The following is a 17791-nucleotide window of genomic DNA, read 5'->3' as shown; positions in this document are numbered from 1 at the left end:
CGATGGCCGCCGCGCTCGAACGACCCAGCCTCACCGCGCTCGGCCAGCCGGGCGCGAGGAGCCGCGACAAGCTCGCGCGCATTCCGGTGCGCGTCGAGCCCGCGGCCGGCGCGGCGCTGCCGAAGCCGCCGTGGCTGCGGGCGCGGCCGATGATGAGCGGGGCGGTCGCCGACATGGCGGCCGTGCTGCGCGATCACCGGCTGCATTCCGTCTGCGAGGAGGCCATGTGCCCGAACATCGGCGAATGCTTCGCGCAGCGCACCGCGACCTTCATGATCATGGGCGGGCTGTGCACGCGGCGCTGCCCGTTCTGCGATGTCGCGCACGGCCGTCCCGAGCCGCTCGATTCCGACGAGCCCGCGCGGCTCGCCGCCGCGGTCGCGGCGCTCGGGCTGCGCTACGTCGTGATCACGTCGGTCGATCGCGACGACCTGCGCGACGGCGGCGCCGCGCATTTTGCGGCCTGCATCGCGGCGGTGCGCGCGAGCGTGCCGGGCATCGGCGTCGAGGTGCTGACGCCCGATTTCCGGGGCCGCGTTCCCCGTGCGCTCGACGCGTTGTCGTCGGCGTGGCCGGACGTGTTCAATCACAACATCGAGACGGTGCCGTCGCTGTATCGGGCGGCGCGGCCCGGCGCCGACTATCGCGGCTCGCTCGAACTGCTCGCGCAGGCGAAGGCCGCGCGGCCGACGCTCGTGACGAAATCGGGATTGATGCTCGGGCTCGGCGAGCGCGACGACGAGGTGCGCGACACACTGCACGACCTGCGTGCGCACGAGGTCGACGTATTGACGCTCGGCCAGTATCTCGCGCCGTCCGCGCACCATCTGCCGGTGCGGCGCTACGTGAGTCCCGACGCGTTCGACGAATGGCGCGCCGAGGGGCTGGCGCTCGGTTTCAGGGAAGTCGTGGCCGGCCCGCTCGTGCGGTCGTCGTATCACGCGGCCGACGTGCTGGAGGACGCGTAGGCTGCTGACAGCGGGTCAGGCGCCGACGGACAGCGCCGCGCGGCTGACGCGGCGCAGGTAGAGGGCGAGTCCTGCACCGGCGAGCATCAGGCTGATCGTGTTCGCGAACCAGAAGCCGCGCGCGCCGGTCAGCCATGCCGGCGCGATGCCGCCGATGTCGAAGCCGAGCACGTAGCCACCGCCGAGCCCGACGCCCCACAGCGCGACCGCGTAGATCACGGTCGGCACGACGGCAACCTTGTACGCGCGCAGCACGAATGCCGACGTGATCTGCAGCGCATCGAAGAAGTGATAGCAGGTGACGATCGCGACCAGCGGCAGCGCCGCGGCCACCACGGCCGGGTTCGGCGTGTAGCCGCTGACGATCAGCGGACGCAGCGTGAACACCAGCACGCCATACGCGGCCGCGATCCCGCACGCGAGCATCACGCTGTGCCGGCCGAGCAGGCGCGCCTCGTCCGGACGGCCGGCACCGAGCGCGCGCGCGACGAGCGTCGATGCCGCGACGCCGATCGACAGCGGCGTCATGTACAGCACCGCGCTGATGTTGCCGGCGATCTGGTGGCCGGCGAGCGTCGTCGTGCCGAACTGCGCGATGAAGAGCGCCATGCACGTGAACGACGTGACCTCGATCAGGTACGACAGGCCCATCGGCACGCCGAGCTTGAGAATCGCCTTCTGGCGCCACCAGACGGGCCAGCAAAAGCGCGAGAAGATCGCGAGCGGCGTGAACACGTCGAGCTTCGCGAGGAGCGTGAAGCCGATCAGCGCGAGCGCCCAGTTGATCAGCGTGCTCGCGAGCCCGCAACCGGGGCCGCCGAGCGCCGGCATGCCGAACCCGCCGAAGATGAACCACACGTTGAGCGGAAATTTGAGCAGCAGCGCGCCGATCTGCAGGATCATCGCGAGGCGCGGCTTGCCGGCCGCATTGGTCAGCGCGTTGTAGATCCGGAACACGAGGCTCGCAGGCAGCCCGTACGACAGGATGCGCAGGTAATCGACGGTGCGCTCGTGCAGCGCGGGCGGCGCGTGGGCGATGTGCAGCAGCGGTTCGGGAAAATGCAGCAGCAGGAAGCCGGGCACCGCGAGCATCAGCGCGAGCCACAGCGCCTGGCGGACTTCCTCGCCGATCTCGGCGTAGCGCCGGGCGCCGTACAGCTGCCCGGTGATCGGCTGCAGCGCGGACAGGATGCCCGTCATCCCGATGTAGATCGACACGTAGATCGACGAACCGAGCCCGAGCGCGGCCAGGTCGATGGCCGAGTAGCGGCCGACCATCGCCGTGTCGATCACGCCGAACGCGATGATCGCGAGCTGGCCGACGAGCACCGGCCACGCGAGACCGACGATCCGGCGGATGTCGGCGAACATCGTCAATCGACCGTCCGGCGGCGCGGGCCACGGCGCTTGACGGGCGTCGTCGGCCGCTCGATGCGCTCGTACAGGCGGAAGCGCTCGTCGCGGTCGGCCACGCGGCGGCCTTCCCACACGAGACGCCACACGTATCGCGACATCGCGCTCGGCTCGCCGAAGTCCGCGCGGTCCTGGCGCAGGATCACGTCGCACTCGCCCGAGAATTCGAAGTGCATGTCGCCGAAGTACGCGAACGTCGCAATCTGCGCATCACCGAGGCGCACCGGCGAGATGCATTCGTAGTCTTTCGGCAGATGCGATGCGATCTGCTGCGCGACGTCGCTGTAGGTCCGGCCGTAGTTGACGATCGGCAGCCACAGCGTCATCAGCAGCACCCACATCAGCGTGGTGCCCGCGCTCGACAGCACGACGCTGCGCCACAGCACCTTCGGCTGGCGCGAGATGCGCCAGCGCGCGAGCAGGCACCAGCACACGGTGACGATCACCGCGCAGATGAACGACAGGATCTTGAAGTGCGGCTCGTAGCCCGGCACGAGGCGCGCGAGGTTGCGCGCGAGCGGATGCGGGAAGCCGGTGAGCGACGCGAGCCATACGAGCCACACGAAGGTGCCGAGGATCGTGAAGCTCAGCACCGCGAACCAGTCGATCGCGTTGATCGCGCCGCGTTTGAGCGTGGGCAGCGCGAAGGTGGCGAGCACCGCGAGCGGCGGCAGCAGCAGCATGTACATGCGGTTCGACTGCTGGCTCTGCAGGATCACGAGCGCGACGAGCGGCACGACGACCGACAGCGGAATCGCGATGTGCGCGCGGCGGCGCATGCCGGCCCAGCTCCACCAGGCCCAGATCGCGAGCGGCCACGCGGGCCACGTGAAGAGCGGCAGGTTCTTCGCCGCATAGCCGAGCACCGCGGTCGGCGGGCCCGAGAAGCGCATCAGGCTGCCGTGGATCCACTGGTTGAAGAACCACGCGGCGTCGTCGGGCGCCGCGTTGAAGGCGGCGAGCGGCCACAGCGCGGAGATCGCGGCCGCGAGCGGCACGCCGATCAGCGGCAGGCGCAGGTTGCGCATCTCCGGCGTGATGAGCCACAGCGCGGCCGTGCCGGCGAGCAGCGCGACCACGAGCACCGGGTTGCCGGACAGGCCGACGAGGCCCATCGCGACGCCCCACCACAGCGCGCCCTGCATCGGCTTGTCGATGCCGCGCACGATGCCGTACACGAGCATCGCGATCCACGCGAACTGCGCGAGCTGCGGCGTCGTTTCGTGGCCGCGCTCCGCGAGCCCGAAGCATGCGACGAGGATCAGCAGCGCGCCGTCGGCGAGCGTGCGGCCGTAGTCGCGCGGCTCCGGCTCGCCGCCGAATGCGTATTTGAACGGCTGGACCTCGGCGCGCCGGCCGAGCAGGTAGGCGGCGTACCAGACGAACGCGCATGCGACGCAGAACAGCACGCCCGTGTCGACGCGCGACGCGTTGCTGGCGTCGACCCACGGCGCCAGCGCGCGGATCGACAGCGCGCCGAGCCAGTAGCCGAGCGGCCCGTCGGTAGTGATGAACTTGCCGACGAGATTCGGCAGCAGCCAGTCGTGCCAGCTGCCGGTGGCCATCGTCCACATCACGCCGAAGCCCGCCGCGTCTTCGTTCTTCCACGGGTCCCGGCCGAACAGGCCGAACGCCGCGTAGACGAGGCAGAGCGTAAGCAGCAGCCAGCGCGGCAGCGCACGCGTGGCGGAGGCGGTGAGACGGACGACAGGCTTCATGCAGATGAGCGTTTTGTTATGGGCGGCCGGCGCGGGCGCGCGCGGTCGAGCCGGTTTCTAGCATCCGGCATTGTAGACGTGCCGGATGGTGCGCGTCAGGGGGTTCCTCGGGGTGCCGGCCGGCCGTTGCCGGGCGAGCAGAGACAAAAAAGGGCAGCCTGGGCTGCCCTTTTGTGCGATACCGGTGCGTTGCAACCACCGGATGCGGCGCGAAGCTTACTTCGCGAGTTTGCCGCTGGCGCGTGCGCCGAACTTGTTCTTGAACTTCTCGACACGGCCTGCCGTGTCCATGATCTTTTGCTGGCCGGTGTAGAACGAGTGCGATTCCGACGACACTTCGATCTTGGCGAGCGGGTAGGTCTTGCCGTCGAGTTCGATGTTTTCACGCGTCTGGATCGTCGAGCGCGTGATGAACTTGAAGCCGTTCGACATGTCTTGGAAGACGACTTCGCGGTAGTTCGGGTGGATGCCTTCTTTCATGGTCTTTCCTTGGTGAGAGCGGTAGCCAACCCGCCGCTTGCCGTATCGGAGCGCAAAATTGCGCTGCCAGACGACGCCAAGCCCGGCGCGAGCCACTTGCCTAAGGTCGAAAAACGGCGATTATGCCAGAAAATCAGATGGTTGACGAATAATTTTCATCACGCGCCGAGGGCGCCCGTGCGGGCCGGATCCTGCCGGTAGTAACGCGCCAGCAGCCGGTACAGCTCCGGAAATTCGGACTCGAACGCGCGTGGCCGCACGAACAGCGCTTCGCTGCACACCGCGAAGAATTCCGACGGGTGGTCGGCCGCATACGGATCGATCAGCGATTCCCGCTCGAAGCGCGCCCACGCACGGTCCGGCACCGCATCGACGCGTGCGCAGAACTGGTCGTACGCATGCTCGAACACGTCGGCCCAGGCCTGCGCGTCGAGGTGCGGCGCGTGCCACCGGCGAAAAAGGGGCGGATAGCCGTCGGCCTCGCCGTTGACCATGTCGATCTTGTGCGCGAACTCGTGGATCACGACGTTGTACGCGTCGCGGCCGTCCGTCATCTGCGCGTCTTCCCACGACAGGATCACGGGGCCGCCTTCCCACGCCTCGCCGCTCGCGTCCTGCTCGACTTCATGCACGACGCCGTCCTCGTCCTGCACGGTCTTGCGGATCACGAATTCGCCCGGATACACGACGACGCCGACCCAGCCGTCGTACAGCGACAAATCCAGATTCAGCACGGGCAGGCATGCCTGCGCGGCGATCGCGACGATCATCTCGTCGGTCAGCTCGAGCCCGTGCGCGGTCGAAAACGACTTCTTCGCGATGAACAGGCTCGTGAGTTCGCGCAACCGGCCCAGGTCGCTGGGCAGCAGCGCGTCGAGAAACGGCAGGCGCGCCACGGTGTCCTGCCACAACGCATCGGCAATCGGATGGCTGCGCAGCGCGCGGTCGCGGCGGCGGTCGTCGAACCAGCGGGTCAGTTTCGAAAGCATGGAGGCAGCGCGGAAGATCCAAAGCCTGTCTTTTAACTCAATCGATCTCTTTTTGCCATGCCGCGAAGAGGCCGCCGACGAGCGCGACGCCCGCGAGGAAATAGAAACCGTCGAGCGACGCGAGGAACGACGCCTGTTGCGCGACCATCCGCGCGACCGACGCGATCGCAAGGGCGTGCGCGTCGTTCAGCGCATGGCCGGCTGCCGCATAGCTGCGCGCGAGCGCGTCGACGGTCTGCTGGAACAGCGGATCGAACACGTTCGCGCGCTCGACGAGCCGCGTCTGATGCACGGCCAGCCGGTGCTGCTCGACGATGATCACCGATGACGTCGCGAACGAGATCGTGAGTTGCCGCACGATGTTCTTCAGCCGGTAGCCGTGCGTGTATTCGTCGATCGCGAAGATGCGGAACGTCAGGTTCGCGACCGGCAGCACGATGAACAGCAGCAAGAGCCCGCGCAACAGCAGCGGGCCGATCAGCGCGGCCTCGCCGACCTGCGGCGTCATCCGCGTCATCCACAGCGCGGCGGCGATCGCGATCGCGAAACCCGGTACCACGAACCATTTCTTGTGCGTGACGTGCTTCGCGTAGCGCAGGTAAGCGAACAGCGCGGTCGCCGAGATCAGCGACATCGTGCCGACCAGGCGTCCGGCGTTCTCGACCGGATAGCCGAGCCCGCCCTCGAGCAGGCGGGAAGTCAGGTAGCTGAAGCCGGTCGACTCGTAGTAATAGAACATGTACAGCAGCAATCCGACCTGGAACGTGCGCTCGCGAAACGCATGCAGCCGCACGAGGGGCGTCGGATGGTGCCACTGGTGATAGGCGAACCACGCGAGCGCGGCCACGCCGACGAACGTCAGCATGATCAGCATCGGCGAGCCGCTGTAGAGCTGGTAGTGCACCTGCTGCAGCACGATCTGCAGCGCGCCTTGCGCGAGCGCGAACACGATGTACGGCCAGAAATGTCCGGAGCCGCGTACGTCGTCGGGCGTCCTGCCCGAATCGGGCAGCGTGAGGAGGGCGAGGATCGCGAACGCGATGCCGGCAGGCGCCGTGCACGCGAACAGCGCGCGCCACGTCGAATGCGCGACGAGCAGCCCGCCGACGATCGGCGCGAGCGCGCTGCCGAGCAGGATCATGATCAGGAACGCGCGCGTGGCGGGCGGCCGCGCCTGCGGCTTGAAGCTGATCTGGATCAGGATCCGGCACGCACCCATCATCGGGCCGATGAAGTAGCCCTGGAAGGCGCGCGCGAACGCGAGCTCGAGCGACGTGTCGGCGAATGCCGCCGCGATCGCGCCGAACGAGAACATCAGCATGCAGCCGGCGACGTAGCGGCGATGTCCGAGCCGGTCGACCCACCATTGCTGCTGCAGGATGCCGAGCACCGCCGTGACCGCATAGGCGCTGGATGACCACACGAGTTCGTCGGGCGACGCGTTGATGCCGCCTGCGATGTAGCTCGCGAAGAACGAGAAGACTGCGTTGTCGAAGTAGTCGATGCCGGTGACGAGCGCGAGCGCCCATGGGAAGAGATCCGCGCGCAGGTTCGCGCGGCTCCACAGCGGCGAGCGACCGCGCGCGACGTTCATTCCCGGTCCTTGCGCGCGCGGCGCGTGCGGGCTTCGGCCTGCCGCTGCGCGATCAGCGCGTCGGGATTTTCGCCCGCGAGCCGCCGCTCGATGTAGTCGATGTCGTGCTGCAGTTCCTTGCGCAGCGCGACGGCTTCCTTCAGTTCGCGCTGGACGGCCGCGATCCGCTGGTCGAGCGTGTCGATCTGCTCGGCGAGGCCCGTGCGGATGTCGCGCAGCGACGCGTCCGAATAGCGGCGCCGGCCGTCGCCCGTTTCTTCCAGCGGACGCTTGAGCATCTCGGTGATGCCGTGCAGCGAAAAGCCGAGCGCGCGCAGCCGCAGGATGCGGGCAAAGCGTTCGAGATCGGCCTCATCGTAAAGGCGATAGCGGCCGCCGCTGCGCGACGGCGTGACGAGTCCGCGCTCCTCGTAATACTTCAGCGTGCGCGGCGTGACGCCGAGCCGCGACGCGGCGTCACTCACGGTCAGCAACGGGGCGGAGGCATCGTTCGGCATGGGGAGGGGCGGGCTTCGGTCGGTGCGATGGCGCGATTATAGATCAACCTGTACGTTCACGTACAGGTTGGGTCGAAAAAACGGCCGCCGGGCAAAAGCGCGGGCGGCCGTTCGTGCGGGCGAGGGCGATCAGCCGCCGCGGCGCATCAGGTCGAAGAACTCGGAGTTGCTCTTCGTCTGACGGATCTTGTCGAGCAGGAATTCCATGGCCTCGACTTCGTCCATGTCGTGGATGAACTTGCGCAGCACCCAGATCTTTTGAAGGATCTCGGGCTTGATCAGCATTTCTTCGCGACGCGTGCCCGACTTGTTCAGGTTGATCGAAGGATAGACGCGCTTTTCCGCGAGGCGGCGCTCGAGGTGCACTTCCATGTTGCCGGTGCCCTTGAACTCTTCGTAGATCACGTCATCCATGCGGCTACCGGTTTCGATCAGCGCGGTGCCGATGATCGTCAGCGAGCCGCCTTCCTCGATGTTGCGCGCCGCGCCGAAGAAGCGCTTCGGACGCTGCAGTGCGTTCGCGTCGACACCGCCCGTCAGCACCTTGCCCGACGCCGGGATCACGGTGTTGTAAGCGCGTGCGAGACGCGTGATCGAGTCGAGCAGAATCACGACGTCGTGCTTCATTTCGACGAGGCGCTTGGCCTTCTCGATCACCATTTCGGCGACCTGCACGTGACGCGTGGCCGGTTCGTCGAACGTCGATGCGATCACTTCGCCGGCGACCGAGCGCTGCATTTCGGTCACTTCTTCGGGGCGCTCGTCGATCAGCAGCACGAACAGGACGACGTCCGGGTGGTTCTGCTTGATCGCGTGTGCGATGTGCTGGAGCATCACGGTCTTGCCCGACTTCGGCGACGCGACGAGCAGGCCGCGCTGGCCCTTGCCGATCGGCGCGATCATGTCGATGATGCGGCCCGTGACGTTCTCTTCGCCGCGCATCTCGCGTTCGAGCGCCAGCGGCTTGTTCGGGTGCAGCGGCGTGAGGTTCTCGAACATGATCTTGTGTTTCGAGGCCTCGGGCGGCTGCCCGTTGACTTTGTCGACCTTCACCAGCGCGAAGTAGCGCTCGCCGTCCTTCGGCGTGCGGACTTCACCTTCGATCGTGTCGCCGGTGTGCAGATTGAAGCGGCGAATCTGCGACGGGCTGATATAGATGTCGTCGGTACTTGCGAGGTACGACATTTCCGGCGAGCGCAGGAAGCCGAAGCCGTCCGGGAGTACTTCGAGCGTGCCGTCGCCGAAGATCGTCTCTCCCGTCTTGGCGCGCTTTTTGAGAATGGCGAACATCAGCTCCTGCTTGCGCAGGCGGTTCGCGTTTTCGATCTCCAGGCCATTGGCCATTTCGATCAGTTCGGACACGTGCAGAGACTTGAGCTCGGATAAATGCATACGGAGAACCCGCCAGGGAGGAGAAGCGACGAAAAGAAATAAGGGAGGAGGGGCGAGCTGAGGCGCTCTGAGACTTAATGCGTCTTGTAGACGTTTTTTGATTCTAGCATATGCTGATTCGTGCCTGAGCGGCCGATCGGCGGCTTGGCGGCGGACGTGTTGTCGGTTGACAACACGTCCGAGGAACGGCCCGTATTACAGGTGGCTGTCCAGGAATGCGGTGAGCTGCGACTTCGACAGCGCGCCGACCTTCTGCGCGGCGGCCGCGCCGTTCTTGAACAGGATCAGCGTCGGAATGCCGCGCACGCCGAACTTCGCGGGCGTCGCCTGGTTGTCGTCGACGTTGATCTTCGCGATCTGCAGCTTGTCGCCGTAGTCCTTCGCGACTTCGTCGAGGATCGGGGCGATCATCTTGCACGGGCCGCACCATTCGGCCCAGAAGTCGACGAGCACGGGCTTGTCGGATTTGACGACGTCCTGTTCGAACGATGCGTCGCTGATGTGTTTGATCTGTTCGCTCATTGGGTCAATACCTCTTACGGTTCGGGGACTGCCTGCTTGGCGCGTTGCGGCGCTCCGGCGGCCTGACGGCTGCCGGCCGCTGCGGCAGGTCACTCCGCTCTCCGGAAGGAAGGGCGCAGGCGCTGCATGGCGCGGCTCGCGGGTCGTTCGGGCGTCATATTAGCCTAAATTGCTATCTGCTGCGGGCGGCGATAGTAGCCGCTACGCGAGTAGGGGTACGACGCGCCGTTCGACCGTTGTGTTCCGAAGGTGGAGGCCCGCATGCAAAATACAAGAGCCGCGGTTATTTGGTGCGTCGCGCCCCGGCTTCATGCGCCCATGCGCGCGCCGGTTTGCTCGATCCCTCGCATTGTTGCGAACAAACGGTCGCATTCGACCGGAAGCGGTGATAGAATATGCCGTGACGGGCCTCCTCGCATGGTGGGGCGGTGAACCTGGTCAGGTCGGGAACGAAGCAGCCACAATCGTTTTCTGCCAGTGCCGAGGGTTGGGCTCGTCACCTCTCCTCTCGCCCCGTTCGTTGGGCGTTTTTTATTTCTGCGTCATTCTCCGTTTTTCCTGCGCGTTGCCCGTTCTCCGCACCGTTTCGCGTGTCGGCGCGACGCAGCGTTACTGATACAATTTCCCGATGACCTATCAAGTTCTCGCACGCAAGTGGCGTCCGAAGGATTTCGCTTCGCTCGTCGGCCAGGAGCACGTCGTCAGGGCGCTCACGCACGCGCTCGACGGCGGGCGTCTCCATCACGCCTATCTGTTTACCGGAACCCGCGGCGTCGGCAAGACGACGCTGTCGCGGATTTTCGCGAAGGCGCTCAACTGTGAAACCGGCGTCACGTCGCAGCCGTGCGGCGTGTGCCGCGCATGCCGCGAGATCGACGAAGGCCGCTTCGTCGACTACGTCGAGATGGACGCGGCGAGCAACCGCGGCGTCGACGAGATGGCCGCGCTGCTCGAGCGCGCGGTGTACGCGCCCGTCGATGCGCGCTTCAAGGTCTACATGATCGACGAAGTGCACATGCTGACGAACCACGCGTTCAACGCAATGCTGAAGACGCTCGAGGAGCCGCCGCCGCACGTCAAGTTCATCCTCGCGACGACCGACCCGCAGAAGATTCCCGTCACCGTGCTGTCGCGCTGCCTGCAGTTCAACCTGAAGCAGATGCCGGCCGGGCACATCGTGTCGCATCTCGAGCGGATTCTCGGCGAAGAGCAGATTTCGTTCGAGCTGCAGGCGCTGCGTCTGCTCGCGCGCGCCGCGCAGGGCAGCATGCGCGATGCGCTGTCGCTGACCGACCAGGCGATCGCCTATTCGGCGAACGAAGTGACCGAAGCGGCGGTGTCCGGCATGCTCGGCGCGCTCGACCAGACCTACATGGTGCGCTTGCTCGATGCGCTCGCGGCCGGCAACGGCCCGGAGATCCTCACGATCGCCGACGAGATGTCGCTGCGCAGCCTGTCGTTTTCCACCGCGCTGCAGGATCTCGCGAGCTTGCTGCACCGGATCGCATGGGCGCAGTTCGCGCCGGGCTCGGTGCTCGACGAATGGCCGGAAGCGGCCGACCTGCGCCGCTTCGCGGACGCGCTGAGCCCCGAGCAGGTTCAGTTGTTCTATCAGATCGCGACGGTCGGACGCGCGGAGCTCGGCCTCGCGCCGGACGAATACGCCGGCTTCACGATGACGCTGCTGCGGATGCTCGCGTTCGAGCCGGCCGTCGGCGCCGGCAGTGCGCCGGGTGGCCAGCCGGCCGTGCCGCGTGCCGTCCCCGCGCCCGCGCCGCGTGCGACCGCTGCCGCTGTGTCGGCTGCGGCGCCCAAGTCGGCTGCGGTACCCGTAGCGGCACCGGCACCCAAGGCGCCAGCGGTAGCCGCACCGGCCGCCGCCGCGGAGGCCGTACGCCCGCAGGCTGCCGCTCCAGTCGCGCCCGCCGCGCGGCCGTCGCCGGTCCAGTCCGGCGATGCAGTGACTTCGTCGGCCGTGAAGCCTGTCGCGACGCCGGCTGCGGCTTCGGCCGAAGCGCCGGCCGCACCGCAGCCGCAAGCGAACCCGGCACCTCAGGTGGCACCAGCGAGCGACGCGCCGCCGGCCGTGCGCAACGAACCTGAACCGTCTGCCGCCGCCAAGCGTGTCGACGAACCTGCGGCGCCTGCTGTCGCCAAGCGCGTCGACGAACCTGCGGCGCCTGCTGTCGCCAAGCGCATCGACGAACCTGCAGCGCCTGCCGAACCGGCGCCGCGTGCCACGCCGGCCGCGCCTGCAGCACCTGCAGCGCGCCCGTCGGCCCGCGGTGGCGCAGCCGCCGCACTCGACGTGCTGCGCAATGCCGGCATGCGCGTGTCGTCCGACCGCTCGCGAGCGGACGCCGCGCCGAAATCGGCCGCGGCCCAGCCGGCCGCCGACAAACCGGCGCCGTCGCGTCCCGCCGTGCAGGTGCCGACGCCGCGTGCGGCAGCTCGCGCGCCGCAGGCTGCCGACACGCGTCAGGCGCCGCCGCCGTGGGAAGACATCCCGCCGGACGAATACGTGCCGCTCAGCGCCGACGAGATGTTCGGCGGTGGGGCCGACGACGGCTTCGTCCCGGTATTCGACAGCGGCCCCGACGACGTGCGCATTGCGCCGAAGCCGGCGGAGGCCCGTCCGTCCGCACCGGTCGACACGCGCCCGCTGCCGCCCGCGATCGCGCTCGATCCGATCGGCTTCGACGGCGAATGGCCGGCGCTGGCCGCACGGTTGCCGCTGAAGGGCGTCGCGTATCAGCTTGCGTTCAACAGCGAGCTGACGGCCGTCGACGCGACGACGTTGAAACTGTCCGTGCCGGTGCCGCAGTATGCGGACGCCGCCCAGGTCGCGAAGCTGAAGGCTGCGCTGGCCGACGCGCTCGGCAAGCCGGTCGAGGTCGCGGTCGAGGTCGGGCCCGCGCGGCGCACCGCGGCGGCGCTCGATGCGGCCGCGCGTGCGGCCCGCCAGCGCGAGGCCGAGCAGGAGATCCACGGCGATCCGTTCGTCCAGCAGCTCGTCCGTGATTTCGGCGCGCGTATCGTCGAAGGCTCGGTGCGGCCGCTCGCCGATTCGGCGCCGGACGGCGCGCCGCCCACGTTGCATTGAACGAATCGCACCGCGACAGGCACAATCACGCCCGCACACATTGACCGGCATGCGCCGCGTGCCGGTTTTCACACGATCAAGAAGGAGTATTCCCATGTTGAAAGGCAACCTCGCCGGACTGATGAAGCAAGCGCAGCAAATGCAGGAAAACATGAAGAAGATGCAGGAGCAGCTTGCGCAGATCGAAGTCGAAGGGCAGTCGGGCGCCGGCCTCGTCAAGGTGACGATGACGTGCCGCAACGAAGTGCGTCGCGTGGCGATCGACCCGAGCCTGCTCGCGGACGACAAGGACATGCTCGAGGATCTGGTCGCGGCCGCGTTCAACGATGCCGTCCGCAAGGCCGAAGCGACGTCGCAGGAGAAGATGAGCGGCATGACGTCGGGCCTGCCGCTGCCCCCGGGCTTCAAGCTGCCGTTCTGAGCGCAGCGTCCGTTCAGCCCGTTCAGCCTCCAGCCGCCGTATGAAACAGCCGTCCGCCCTGTCCGCGCTCGTCGAGGCGCTGCGTGTCCTGCCCGGCGTCGGGCCGAAATCCGCGCAGCGCATGGCGTACCACCTGATGCAGCACGATCGGGAGGGCGCGGAGCGGCTCGGCCGGTCGCTGCTGTTCGCGACCGAGCACCTGCAGCACTGCGAGAAGTGCAACACGTTCACGGAAGCGCAGATCTGCGAGGTGTGCAGCGACGACGAGCGTGATCCGACGCTGCTGTGCGTCGTTGAGACGCCGGCCGACCAGATCATGCTCGAGCAGACGATGACGTACCGCGGGCTGTATTTCGTGCTGATGGGGCGGCTGAGCCCGCTCGACGGGATCGGCCCGAAGGAAATCCATTTCGACCGCCTCGTGCGGCGCGCGTCCGACGGCGTCGTCAAGGAGGTCGTGCTCGCGACCAACTTCACGAACGAGGGCGAAGCCACCGCGCACTACCTCGGCCAGACGCTGAAGGCGCGCGGGCTCGCGGTCACGCGCCTCGCGCGCGGCGTGCCGGTCGGCGGCGAGCTCGAATACGTCGACGCGGGCACCATCGCCCGCGCGATGCTCGACCGCCGCACGATGTAAGCCGGGCGCCGCCGGCGAGCGGCGCCGTTCCTCATGTCAGGGAGACACATGAGCACCAGTCAGGGCCCGCTCGCGGGCGTCAAAGTGCTCGAATTCGGGACGCTGATCGCGGGGCCGTTCGCGTCGCGCCTCTTGGCCGAATTCGGCGCGGAAGTGATCAAGATCGAGGATCCGAACGGCGGCGACCCGCTGCGCAAGTGGCGCAAGCTGCATCCGGAGCAGGGCGGCACGTCGCTGTGGTGGTCGGTCCAGGCGCGCAACAAGAAATCGGTCACCCTCAACCTGAAATCCGATGCCGGCAAGGCGATCGCGCGGCAGCTCGCGCGCGAGGCCGACATCGTGGTCGAAAACTTTCGCCCGGGCCTGCTCGAGAAGCTCGGCCTCGGCTACGACATCCTGTCGGCCGACAACCCCGGTCTCGTGATGGTGCGCCTGTCCGGCTACGGGCAGACGGGCCCGTACCGCGACCGGCCCGGCTTCGGCGCGATCGCCGAATCGATGGGCGGATTGCGTCACATCACCGGCTATCCGGAGTTGCCGCCGCCGCGCATCGGCATCTCGATCGGCGACTCGATCGCCGCGCTGCACGGCGTGATCGGCGCGCTGATGGCGCTCCACCACCGCAACGTGAATGGCGGCGCGGGGCAGGTGGTCGACGTTGCGCTGTATGAAGCGGTATTCAACATGATGGAAAGCGTGGTGCCCGAATACGGCGTGTACGGGATGGTGCGCGAGCGCACCGGCGCGTCGCTGCCGGGCATCGTGCCGTCGAACACCTACGCGTGTCGCGACGGCAGCATCGTGATCGGCGGCAACAGCGACCCGATCTTCAAGCGGCTGATGAAGGCGATCGAGCGCGACGACCTCGCGGACGATCCCGCACTCGCACGCAACGACGGACGCGTGCCGCGCACGCAGGAAATCGACGACGCGATCGCCGCGTGGCTCGCGCCGCGCACGATCGACGACGCGCTGGCCGTGCTCAACGCGGCCGACGTGCCGGCCGGGCGCATCTACAGCGCCGCCGACATGTTCACCGATCCCCAGTTCGTCGCGCGACAGATGATCCAGCGTTTCAAGCTCGCCGACGGCACCGACATTCCGCTGCCGAACGTCACGCCGAAGCTGTCCGGCACGCCGGGCGAAACGCGCTGGCTCGGGCCCGAACTCGGCGAGCACACGGAAGAGGTGCTGCGCGGCCTCGGCTACGACGCGCAGGCGATCGCCGCGCTGCGCGAGGCCGGCGCGATCTGAGCGTCGTCCCCAGCGCCGGCGAAGCGCGCGGGGTTTCCCGGACGGGACTTCCTTCCGGGTCGATGACTGCGGGCAGCCGAGTGTTTTCCCGAGTGGGTGGAACGCCGCCGCGCAGTGCGGCGGCGCACCGCATGCGCGAGCTGCGCGCGGGCCCGTCAGACGCCGCCGGACTGTCGCTCTCGCGCCATCTTTCCTCGGTTACAATCGCCGGATGCGAATCCTACTCAGCAACGACGACGGCTATCTCGCCCCCGGTCTCGCCGCGCTCAGCGACGCGCTGCGGCCGTTGGCCGACCTCACCGTGATCGCACCCGAGCAGAACTGCAGCGGCGCGTCGAATTCCCTCACGCTGTCGCGGCCGCTGTCGGTGCAGCGCGCGACGAATACGGGTTTCTTCTACGTGAACGGCACGCCGACCGACTCGGTGCACGTCGCGTTGACGGGGATGGCCGACGAGCGTCCGGACCTCGTCGTGTCGGGGATCAACAACGGCCAGAACATGGGCGAAGACACCCTCTATTCAGGGACAGTTGCGGCCGCCACCGAAGGCATCATGTTCGGCGTGCCGGCCATCGCGTTCTCGCTGGCCGACAAGGGCTGGGCGCATCTGGCCGACGCCGCGCGCGTCGCCGCGGAAATCGTCGAGCATTACCTCGCGCATCCGCTGCCCGGTCAGCCGTTGCTGAACGTCAATATTCCGAATCTGCCGTACGACGAGCTGAGGGGCTGGAAGGTCACGCGCCTCGGCAAGCGCCACCCGTCGCAGCCGGTGATTCGCCAGACCGACCCGCGCGGCGAGCCGGTCTACTGGATCGGTGCAGCGGGTGCCGCGCTGGACGCGAGCGAAGGTACCGATTTCCACGCCGTCGCAAACGGTTTCGTGTCGATCACGCCGCTGCAGCTCGATCTCACGCATACGCAAATGCTGCCTGCAACGCGCGAATGGGCGCGTGCAGGCGGGCGGGCTTCATGAGCGGCGAGCGCGCGAAGCGGTTCCCGCTCGCGCTCGAAGATCTCAAGCGAGCGCCACGCAAATCGGAAGTCCGGTCCGGGTCCGGCGAACGCCATGCGGCGAGCGCGGTGCCGAAGGCCGCCGACAAGCCCGCCGCCGTGCTCAAGCCGGTGGCGAAGACGGGCGCCGCTCGCGCGCTGCCCGGCACGGCCGCCGCGAAGCCTGCGACCGCACCGAAGCCGACCGTGCTGAAGCCCGCGATGCCGAAGCCGGCCGCGCCGACGATCGCGCCGGCCGGCGCGTTCGCGCTGACCTCGGAACGTGTGCGCGAGCGCATGGTCGAACGCCTGCGCGCGAACGGCGTGACCGACGCGCGCGTGCTGGATGCGATGGCCGCGGTGCCGCGCCACATGTTCGTGGATCCGGGGCTCGCGACGCAGGCCTACGAGGATGCCGCGTTGCCGATCGGCCACCAGCAAACGATCTCAAAGCCGTCGGTCGTCGCGCGCATGATCGAGCTCGCGATGGCCGGCCGCACACTCGAGCGCGTGCTCGAGATCGGCACCGGTTGCGGCTACCAGGCCGCGGTGCTGAGTCACGTAGCGCGCGACGTGTATTCGATTGAACGCATCAAGCCGCTCTACGAGCGCGCGAAGCTGAACCTGCGGCCGCTGCGCGTGCCGAACATCCGTTTGCATTATGGCGACGGGCGTGTCGGCCTGCCGTCCGCCGCGCCGTTCGACGCGATCGTGATCGCGGCGGCGGGGCTCGACGTGCCGCAGGCGCTGCTCGAGCAGCTCGCGATCGGCGGGCGGCTCGTCGCGCCGGTCGGCGCGCAGAGCGGGCAGCACCAGGTGCTCACGCTGGTCGAGCGCGTCGCGCCCGCGCAATGGCGAGAGTCCCGGCTTGATCGTGTTTTCTTTGTCCCTTTAAAATCCGGAGTGATTTGAAACCGATGAGTATGTTGCGCGCGATGCAAAACAACCGAACCAGGGAACCGCTCACGTTCGCCCAGCGCGCGATCTGTGTGGCTGCATTCTCCACGCTACTGGCCGCCTGTGCGACGCGCCTCGACAACGCGCCCGTCGTCGACCGCTCCGGAACGCTCGGCACGACCGCTGCCGCGCAGCCGGCAGTGCCGCTCGGCCCGCCGCCGCCCGGCTTCTACCGGGTGAAACCGGGTGACACGCTGTACCGGATCGCACTCGAGAACGGGCAGAACTATCGCGACATCGCCGCGTGGAACAACCTGACCAACCCGAACCAGATCGAAGTCGACCAACTGCTGCGCGTGGCGCCGCCGGGTGGCGCCGCGGTTGCCGGCTCGCAGGTTGCCGCGCCGATCGGCGGCACCGCCGTCGCGACCGCGCCGCTCAGCAGTGGTCCCGCGACGCCGGCCGCAGGCGCGTCGTCGTCCGCGGTCGCGCCGCCGGCTGCCGCCGCCGCATCGAGCGATACGGCAGCAGCGCCGAGCGGCCCCGTGACGTTTGCATGGCCCGTGCGCGGCCCGCTGCTGAACGGTTTCGACGACGCGAAGAACAAGGGCGTCAATATCGGCGGCACGTCGGGTGAACCCGTGAAGGCGGCGGCCGACGGCCGCGTCGTCTACTCGGGCAATGGCCTGCGTGGCTACGGCAACCTCATTATCATCAAACACGATGCAACTTACCTCACGGCGTATGCACATAATCGCGCTTTGATGGTAAAAGAGGGGGACGCGGTGACGAAGGGGCAGAAGATCGCCGAGATGGGTAACAGCGATGCCGACCGCGTGATGCTGCATTTCGAGGTTCGCCGGCAGGGTAAACCTGTCGATCCGCTGAAGTATTTGCCGCCTCAATAACCGAGACG

At 67.7% G+C, this 17791-nt stretch carries 16 protein-coding genes and 1 other RNA gene; 9 read left to right on the top strand and 8 right to left on the bottom strand.

Features of this window, described 5'->3' with window-relative positions:
* Positions 1-2: 2 nt before the first annotated feature.
* On the top strand, positions 3-968 hold the full coding sequence (gene lipA, locus BAMB_RS08935) for a lipoyl synthase (RefSeq protein ID WP_011657038.1): 966 nt from the start codon (positions 3-5) through the stop codon (positions 966-968).
* A 15-nt stretch (positions 969-983) separates the two neighbouring features.
* Here the strand turns inward: lipA and BAMB_RS08930 are convergent, their stop codons facing one another.
* From BAMB_RS08930 to trxA, 8 genes are all read right to left on the bottom strand, one after another.
* The gene (locus tag BAMB_RS08930) at positions 984-2339 is read right to left on the bottom strand and encodes an MATE family efflux transporter (RefSeq protein WP_011657037.1); all 1356 of its coding nucleotides are present in this window, start codon (positions 2337-2339) and stop codon (positions 984-986) included.
* A 2-nt stretch (positions 2340-2341) separates the two neighbouring features.
* Complete coding sequence (locus BAMB_RS08925) at positions 2342-4099, bottom strand: ArnT family glycosyltransferase (RefSeq protein WP_011657036.1); 1758 nt, start codon at positions 4097-4099, stop codon at positions 2342-2344.
* Positions 4100-4315: 216 nt separating this feature from the next.
* Positions 4316-4579: a type B 50S ribosomal protein L31 gene (locus BAMB_RS08920; protein ID WP_006761151.1), complete on the bottom strand. Its 264-nt coding sequence runs from the start codon at positions 4577-4579 to the stop codon at positions 4316-4318.
* A gap of 158 nt (positions 4580-4737) precedes the next feature.
* Entirely contained in the window at positions 4738-5568 is an 831-nt protein-coding gene (locus BAMB_RS08915) for a M90 family metallopeptidase (protein ID WP_011657035.1), read from the bottom strand.
* A gap of 37 nt (positions 5569-5605) precedes the next feature.
* Positions 5606-7162 carry an MFS transporter gene (locus tag BAMB_RS08910; RefSeq protein ID WP_011657034.1) on the bottom strand — a complete coding sequence of 519 codons (1557 nt, stop codon included), beginning with the start codon at positions 7160-7162 and terminating at the stop codon, positions 5606-5608.
* Positions 7159-7659: a MerR family transcriptional regulator gene (locus tag BAMB_RS08905; protein WP_011657033.1), complete on the bottom strand. Its 501-nt coding sequence runs from the start codon at positions 7657-7659 to the stop codon at positions 7159-7161. Before BAMB_RS08905 ends, BAMB_RS08910 begins: the two co-directional genes overlap by 4 nt.
* Positions 7660-7788: 129 nt before the next feature.
* On the bottom strand, positions 7789-9051 hold the full coding sequence (rho, locus tag BAMB_RS08900) for a transcription termination factor Rho (RefSeq protein ID WP_006753675.1): 1263 nt from the start codon (positions 9049-9051) through the stop codon (positions 7789-7791).
* 195 nt (positions 9052-9246) lie between these two features.
* Positions 9247-9573: a thioredoxin TrxA gene (gene trxA, locus BAMB_RS08895; protein ID WP_006402348.1), complete on the bottom strand. Its 327-nt coding sequence runs from the start codon at positions 9571-9573 to the stop codon at positions 9247-9249.
* Positions 9574-9975: 402 nt separating this feature from the next.
* Between trxA and ffs the strand changes: the two genes are divergently transcribed.
* The 8 genes from ffs (at position 9976) to BAMB_RS08860 (ending at position 17783) form a co-directional block, all read left to right on the top strand.
* An RNA gene (gene ffs / locus BAMB_RS33020) (signal recognition particle sRNA small type) lies at positions 9976-10074 on the top strand.
* Between the two features lie 127 nt (positions 10075-10201).
* Entirely contained in the window at positions 10202-12676 is a 2475-nt protein-coding gene (locus BAMB_RS08890; protein WP_011657032.1) for a DNA polymerase III subunit gamma/tau, read from the top strand.
* Between the two features lie 94 nt (positions 12677-12770).
* Positions 12771-13097 (top strand): YbaB/EbfC family nucleoid-associated protein, encoded by a 327-nt coding sequence (locus BAMB_RS08885; RefSeq protein ID WP_006755698.1) that lies wholly within the window; start codon positions 12771-12773, stop codon positions 13095-13097.
* 40 nt (positions 13098-13137) lie between these two features.
* Entirely contained in the window at positions 13138-13734 is a 597-nt protein-coding gene (gene recR, locus BAMB_RS08880) for a recombination mediator RecR (protein WP_006755697.1), read from the top strand.
* 48 nt (positions 13735-13782) lie between these two features.
* Positions 13783-14988, top strand: a complete 1206-nt coding sequence (locus BAMB_RS08875; protein WP_011657031.1) for a CaiB/BaiF CoA transferase family protein — start codon at positions 13783-13785, stop codon at positions 14986-14988.
* Positions 14989-15199: 211 nt separating this feature from the next.
* Entirely contained in the window at positions 15200-15961 is a 762-nt protein-coding gene (surE, locus tag BAMB_RS08870; RefSeq protein WP_011657030.1) for a 5'/3'-nucleotidase SurE, read from the top strand.
* Positions 15958-16890: a protein-L-isoaspartate(D-aspartate) O-methyltransferase gene (locus BAMB_RS08865; protein ID WP_011657029.1), complete on the top strand. Its 933-nt coding sequence runs from the start codon at positions 15958-15960 to the stop codon at positions 16888-16890. Before surE ends, BAMB_RS08865 begins: the two co-directional genes overlap by 4 nt.
* A 5-nt stretch (positions 16891-16895) precedes the next feature.
* Positions 16896-17783, top strand: a complete 888-nt coding sequence (locus tag BAMB_RS08860) for a peptidoglycan DD-metalloendopeptidase family protein (RefSeq protein WP_011657028.1) — start codon at positions 16896-16898, stop codon at positions 17781-17783.
* The last annotated feature ends 8 nt before the right edge of the window (positions 17784-17791 follow it).

The sequence above is a fragment of the Burkholderia ambifaria AMMD genome, assembly GCF_000203915.1.
GTDB classification, from domain to species: domain Bacteria; phylum Pseudomonadota; class Gammaproteobacteria; order Burkholderiales; family Burkholderiaceae; genus Burkholderia; species Burkholderia ambifaria.
This window is presented reverse-complemented; position numbering and strand designations above follow the sequence as displayed.

What these genes read in the sequence shown, in the direction of transcription:
- BAMB_RS08875 (WP_011657031.1), top strand. Translation starts at nt 13,783, where the DNA reads ATGAGCACCAGTCAGGGCCCGCTCGCGGGCGTCAAAGTGCTCGAATTC.
- surE (WP_011657030.1), top strand. Translation starts at nt 15,200, where the DNA reads ATGCGAATCCTACTCAGCAACGACGACGGCTATCTCGCCCCCGGTCTC.
- BAMB_RS08905 (WP_011657033.1), bottom strand. Translation starts at nt 7,659, where the DNA reads ATGCCGAACGATGCCTCCGCCCCGTTGCTGACCGTGAGTGACGCCGCG.
- BAMB_RS08925 (WP_011657036.1), bottom strand. Translation starts at nt 4,099, where the DNA reads ATGAAGCCTGTCGTCCGTCTCACCGCCTCCGCCACGCGTGCGCTGCCG.
- BAMB_RS08885 (WP_006755698.1), top strand. Translation starts at nt 12,771, where the DNA reads ATGTTGAAAGGCAACCTCGCCGGACTGATGAAGCAAGCGCAGCAAATG.
- BAMB_RS08890 (WP_011657032.1), top strand. Translation starts at nt 10,202, where the DNA reads ATGACCTATCAAGTTCTCGCACGCAAGTGGCGTCCGAAGGATTTCGCT.
- BAMB_RS08860 (WP_011657028.1), top strand. Translation starts at nt 16,896, where the DNA reads ATGAGTATGTTGCGCGCGATGCAAAACAACCGAACCAGGGAACCGCTC.
- BAMB_RS08920 (WP_006761151.1), bottom strand. Translation starts at nt 4,579, where the DNA reads ATGAAAGAAGGCATCCACCCGAACTACCGCGAAGTCGTCTTCCAAGAC.
- rho (WP_006753675.1), bottom strand. Translation starts at nt 9,051, where the DNA reads ATGCATTTATCCGAGCTCAAGTCTCTGCACGTGTCCGAACTGATCGAA.
- trxA (WP_006402348.1), bottom strand. Translation starts at nt 9,573, where the DNA reads ATGAGCGAACAGATCAAACACATCAGCGACGCATCGTTCGAACAGGAC.
- BAMB_RS08915 (WP_011657035.1), bottom strand. Translation starts at nt 5,568, where the DNA reads ATGCTTTCGAAACTGACCCGCTGGTTCGACGACCGCCGCCGCGACCGC.
- BAMB_RS08865 (WP_011657029.1), top strand. Translation starts at nt 15,958, where the DNA reads ATGAGCGGCGAGCGCGCGAAGCGGTTCCCGCTCGCGCTCGAAGATCTC.
- BAMB_RS08910 (WP_011657034.1), bottom strand. Translation starts at nt 7,162, where the DNA reads ATGAACGTCGCGCGCGGTCGCTCGCCGCTGTGGAGCCGCGCGAACCTG.
- recR (WP_006755697.1), top strand. Translation starts at nt 13,138, where the DNA reads ATGAAACAGCCGTCCGCCCTGTCCGCGCTCGTCGAGGCGCTGCGTGTC.
- lipA (WP_011657038.1), top strand. Translation starts at nt 3, where the DNA reads ATGGCCGCCGCGCTCGAACGACCCAGCCTCACCGCGCTCGGCCAGCCG.
- BAMB_RS08930 (WP_011657037.1), bottom strand. Translation starts at nt 2,339, where the DNA reads ATGTTCGCCGACATCCGCCGGATCGTCGGTCTCGCGTGGCCGGTGCTC.